1 pseudogene is annotated in these 1799 nt (G+C 39.8%); it reads right to left on the bottom strand.

Annotated elements, in window-relative coordinates:
- Positions 1 to 110: 110 nt before the first annotated feature.
- A pseudogene (locus tag NRIC_RS19085) lies at positions 111 to 1655 on the bottom strand (IS1182 family transposase); the annotation flags it as partial.
- Positions 1656 to 1799 lie beyond the last annotated feature (144 nt).

Genomic DNA, 1799 nt, shown 5'->3' with positions numbered 1-1799 from the left:
AAGAGACTGTGACATAAGTCATAGTCCTTAATAGAAAAAAATTGGCTACCATAAATCAGTAAATGATTTATGGTAGCCAATTTCTATGTACTCAAGGTGCCAAGCCGCTTCATTGCTGCTAACTTTCTCATATTCAAAGCCATGATTAGGATGCCTGTTTCCTTTTTCACCTTTTCCAAGCCTCGAACATGGTACCGAGTGAAATGCAAACAAGCCTTCATCCATCCAAAAACAGGTTCTACGTCAATTTTTCTTTGTGCGTAGATTTTTCCATTTTCAGGTTCTGAAAGCAAGGTGCGTTGTTTGGCTTTAAAATATTCTAACGAAGGATTGACCTTAATGATGCGTGTATTGCCCCCTTGGGTCAACGCTTCTTGTATCACTTCTTTGTTTTCTGTGTATTTCTCTGCTTTGTATTCTTTGAAATCCCGGACAAATCCATCGACTTTATCCGTCTCTGTTCTGTACGCATTGAAATTAAAACGAACACCTTTTGGATCAAGATAATAATCCTCTTGTTCGTTGTACGTCCAATTCATCACTTTTCGTTCGTCCGATTGCCACTTCTTACTCTGTTCTTTCAACATCGTTGAGTAAGGAATCAATGCAGTGTGGCTCGGTAGTTCATCTTCAAGGTAGCGATAATTTTGTTCCGAACCATACCCTGCATCCGCGACAATATGCATTGGGAGGAGATTCGCCACGTTCAATTTTTTTATAAACGTGGGAAAGGTTTTGGTATCCGTTGGATTTTGATAGACATCATAACCCAAAATGAACTGATTACTGGTGGCTATTTGAAGATTGAACGCAGGCTTTAATTGCCCGTTGCGCATAGGATCTTCTTTGACACGCATAAATGTGGCGTCATTATCTGTTTTTGAATAACTATTCCTAGTATCACAAATAGCTAAGCGCTGTTGGTGATCCGCCATTTTACCACGACGCTCGCTTAGTTTTCGTTTTTGTGATTTTAGTGTACGGCGCTGCTGTTTGGCTGGATTTGGTGAAACCTTTCTGGTTTTAAGTACTTCTTGTTCCAATTCTTCCAGCCGTATTTCCAACCTCGTCAGTACTTCATCTATCATATCTAATGTGAGTGAGGTTCCTTCAGGAACATGACTCGCTAAATGCGCCTCTTTGAGTTCAGACATCAAGGCGACGATCTGCTCACGGTTCAAGTTGTCATACTTGATTGTGCTCTTTTTCCAAACGAAACTATATTTATTGGCATCCGCGAGAAGCTTCGTTCCATCGATAAAAATTGAATGATTAATCAATTGTTGCTCTCTAAGATAATGAACTAACGAATCAAGTCCTTTTTCGATCAATGCTTCCAATTCATTAGATACGCGGAAACGGGCAATGGTTCGGTAAGTGGGCATCTGTTCTTGCGTCAACCAGCGAGCCGGTAGGCTCTCTTCAGCTAATTGCTCAATTTTCCGACTGCTAAATACACTCCGCGTATAAGCAAACAGAACCAATTTTAACATCGCACTTAAATCATAATTCCGAGGACGACCAAAAAGATAGGGTTCGTTGATTTCAAGAGATTCAACGAGTTCATTGATAAACCAAGCGGTGCTGTCTTCTTTTGGAATGTAAGAAGTTGTGATATCTAAAGTGAGTTGATTCATGTTATAATTTGTATGCATGATTTTGATCCTTTCGAGGATTGAATGATTTAGAGTACAGGCGTCATCCTGTACTCTTTTAGTTTACCCAAAAAAGCCAGTGAAATGAACGAATTCTCGTCATTTCACTGGCTTTTTATTTAGAGACTTATGTCACAGCCTCTT

Source organism: Enterococcus florum (genome assembly GCF_004309355.1).
GTDB classification, from domain to species: Bacteria; Bacillota; Bacilli; order Lactobacillales; family Enterococcaceae; genus Enterococcus_A; species Enterococcus_A florum.
The sequence above is the reverse complement of the archived record's forward strand: the minus strand, read 5'-3'. Positions and strand labels throughout refer to the sequence as shown.